This is a genomic window from Daejeonella sp. (assembly GCF_044342615.1).
Classification (GTDB): domain Bacteria; phylum Bacteroidota; class Bacteroidia; order Sphingobacteriales; family Sphingobacteriaceae; genus Daejeonella.
In genome coordinates, this window is record NZ_JBIIPN010000195.1 from 1 (window position 1) to 3,780 (window position 3,780).

The window sequence follows — 3,780 nt, forward strand, 5'->3', positions numbered from 1 at the left end:
GGGGTAGTAAAGGTAGTAACACCCTGACCGCCAGGAAGTACTGAGCCACCAGTAGCAGAAGCATACCAATCTACAGTTACACCAGCAGGGACAGAAACTACCAATCGTACCGTACCAGCACCAGTTGTAGTTCCTTCTGTTACCACAACAGGTGCAGCAGGAGCTTGAGCAGAAGGACAGTTAGCCACATAGGTAGTACTTGCAGAATAAAAATCTAAAAATGCATTATCATCAGGGTCAGTCCAAGTACCAAATTCTACAATATAAGAACTAATACTTCCCGGGAATTGGGTTGCAGGTGGTCCAAAATCATTCCATGTAGTTCCGCCGTTCCAGTTAGTTACAACATAGTTTTCACCCGATCCCCAGTTATTTGGTTCACCACTTGCCCAATTATTATATTTTCCAGAAACATTTGTAGATCCATTTCTAATTACTGTTCCTGCTTCAGGACCAGAATCCCATTTATATACTCCCTCTTGATCTTTATCGGATAAACCAATTAAAACATTTTGCGCTGTTGTATTTGTTGAAACGAAACTATCCTCTGTGGCTGAGGTAATCGTAACTAAGTATCCAGGACTCCCCTTAAAAGTTAATGCAGCTGCATCGGCTAAGATCTGTGGATAAACACTAGCACCTCCACTACGTCCAGAATTAGGCCAACTTACCGGCTTATAAAAATGTCCATTTATTGGATTATAGAAATTACCAGGTTCATTTACAGTTGCAGATACAGAAATTTTGATATCTCCTGCTCCTGTACCTGTAGCGACAGAAAGAGAAGCAAGTGCAGTATTAATATTTGCTTGAGTCCCTGTAAAGCTAATACGAGTAAGGCCTGTCCAAGAATTGTAGCCCGTAGACCTTGTAAGGCCAGCACTTGTACCAAAACTAAAGCTAGCCCCAGTTGGAGGATTAACTAATCCAATCGAGGCTAATAAGATGTCGCTGGCTCCAAAATTTGCTAGAGAAAAATCTCCTGGATCTTGGTTGGCTGTACTTAAAACAAAATTTGCTGGATTAGGAGAAATCACTCTAGGACCTGCATCTAAATACGAATTTAGTAATGCTACGTCAATCGATGCTGCATTTCCGTTTAAAGAACCTCCAGTATTTGGTAATGTGTAAGTGACCCCATTAAGTTTAAAACCGAAATTAGATTTTTCTGTTGCATTTCCTCCTTGAATAGAGTAGTTTGGACCACCATAAGCAGATAAATTCATAGAGACAGAAGAATTTGCTAAAAATCCAAGCAAAACATTAGTGTTTCCTGTATTTTCTCTCCAAACTAATGCCCCTGGAATATCTACTTTAGCTCCATTATTAAGTTGAAGCCTTAAAATTCCCGTAATGTCATTTCCTTGGGCTTCAAAACGACCCGAGTTTGTTGTTTGAACAAAAAATGCTTTTGCAATAGTCAGAGTAGAAAATCGCTGAATATTGGTGGCTTCTTGAGCATTATTACCTCTAAGTCCTACAAACCCATCATTAAAAGGAACACTTACCTCTATTTGTGCTTTTGCAGTTGAAATAGATAATAGAACTAGTAAAATAACTTTGAAAGATATTTTTATGAGCGAGATTTTTCTTAATAATTTATTCATTGTTTAGAATTTGCAAACGATTAGGTATTTAACATCACAAGAGGCATGAAATTTCTCAAAATCATGTTAGCCTATTAAATGTTTAGTTTTTCTAGTTTAGTTTTTTAGCTGTTAAAGAATATTTTCGAATGGGCAAATTTTGGCATATAATCTAAGCCATTATCATTTTCTAGCACCAAATCAGTCCTGTTTTTAAGAAAATAGGACTAAATAAATCTATTAGGTGTTAAAATAGAATGGAAAAGCAAGGAAGCCGACTATAATTTGATACGATCCCGTAAATTGGACATTTCAAATTATTACATATTATTATCAATCTGATTTTTTTATTCCCTTATTGAATTGGGATTTTGTGGAATTATATTTCAAATTAATCGAATTATAAACATATCTATTATTAATTAGCAAAACCCAAATTTGCTCATGTGATAGTTTATTCAATCTACTTTAATTACATAAAATATCCTATTACGCAAACATCTAAGCTGTCCCACAATACTTATCTTATGAGTGATTAATAATTTTTTATTAAAAAAATTATAGGATACCCACAACGCGCAGAAATCTAGCAGTTTTCAATTTTATGTTTGGCTGGTATATATAATGTTAAATTTTATTCTTGCGATAATGGAATTTTAAGAGAAAAATTAAGAAATATTTTCAATTGGGAATAGAATATTTAAATAGATTAAACAATAGTATAATCAACAATTAAATTTATCCTAGAATTGAATAAACCGAAATAAATGAAGAAATTTGTATATAATTAGCATTATTTCTGAAACCAATTTTTATGACTATATTATAGATTAAATTTAAGGCAGATTTAAAAATTGGGCTCAAAAACATGTGTTATGTCTCCTTTTGTTGTGAAGATCGGCCCTTATTTTATCGCACTGTTTTTAAATACCATTTTTAAAATGATGAATTTAAAAAATGAGCTAATTGTTTAAATAAAGATTTTTAGTGCTTATTAGGTTACAATAACAGTTAAAAAATAAATGCTCTTCTACTCCTCTTTATTAACAATTATACTCTCGGTCATACTTGTTGCTTTCAATTGGAAAGTAAACAGGAATGTTGGCTATTTGGCTTTATTTTTTACAGCCTTTGCATGCTATGGATTAACACATCATTTTACAATATATTCGCATTCATCTTTTTGGCTAGCTGTTTTCTACAACCATTTTGCGCCTTTATACCTTTTACCTGGTCCGCTCTTATATTTGTACACTAAAGCATCGCTATCTGATAAGAAAGCTTTTAACCATTGGACAGATTTCTTACATTTTATTCCAGCGCTTATCAATTTAGTTGCAATAGCTCCTTATCTAATTGTACCTTTTAGTGAAAAAGAAAAAATTGTTTCAGGAATTATACAAAACCTTGATAAAATCACTAGCATAAAGGTAAATTGGCTTTATCCACCCATAGTTGGTTTTACAGCTAGACCACTCTTATTACTTGGATATTCATTCGTGGTTTTTATTCAACTACTCAATTTTAAACCTAAAAAAGAGATCCTTGAACATATACCAGAACAACAATATTTTTTCATAAAAAAATGGATTTTATGGTTAAGCATTGTTTCGTGTACCGCAGCCACAGGTTTTTTAGTTGTCACACTAAACTTATTTCAACAAGGAATTAGTAAGGTACTTATAAACACTATGCCTTTGCACCTCGGAGTAGGGATTGTTTTTTTTATGCTACCCCTCACCTTGTTTCTATTTCCACAGATATTATATGGAATGCCTATTTCCGACAGAAAAGAAGAGCCTATAATTACCCCCTCTGATGGAAGAAGAAAAAAGAAAACTTTGCCGAAGGATGTAGATCCATTCTTAATTCTTTCAACAGAAATCTTTGACTATTTAGAAAGGGAAAAACCTTTTGCAAATCCAGACTTTTCAATGAGCCATATCGCTGTGATTTTTAACGTACCGCAACACCATGTTGCTTATTGCTTTAACCACCTACTGAAAAAGAAATTTAGCACCGTAAGAACCGAATTCAGGGTAAACCATGCTAGAGAACTATTGGATAAAGGGCTTACCGAAACACTATCTATTGACGGTATCGGAATAAAAGCTGGATTTATTACTAGATCTAATTTCTATTCTTCTTTTAAAGCTGTTATGGGTGTCACTCCTTCAGAGTACTTAGAAAATAA

General features: G+C 33.7%; 2 protein-coding genes. One reads left to right on the forward strand and one right to left on the reverse strand.

All coding sequences use genetic code 11. From position 1 onward, the window contains the following. Nucleotides 1–1,607, reverse strand: a 1,607-nt coding sequence (locus ACIQ0D_RS12120) for a lectin-like protein (RefSeq protein WP_395805980.1), incomplete at its 3' end; no start/stop codon positions are given. A 1,001-nt stretch (nucleotides 1,608–2,608) separates the two neighbouring features. Between ACIQ0D_RS12120 and ACIQ0D_RS12125 the strand changes: the two genes are divergently transcribed. Further along, the coding region (locus ACIQ0D_RS12125; protein WP_395805982.1) for a helix-turn-helix domain-containing protein at nucleotides 2,609–3,780 on the forward strand (1,172 nt) is incomplete at its 3' end.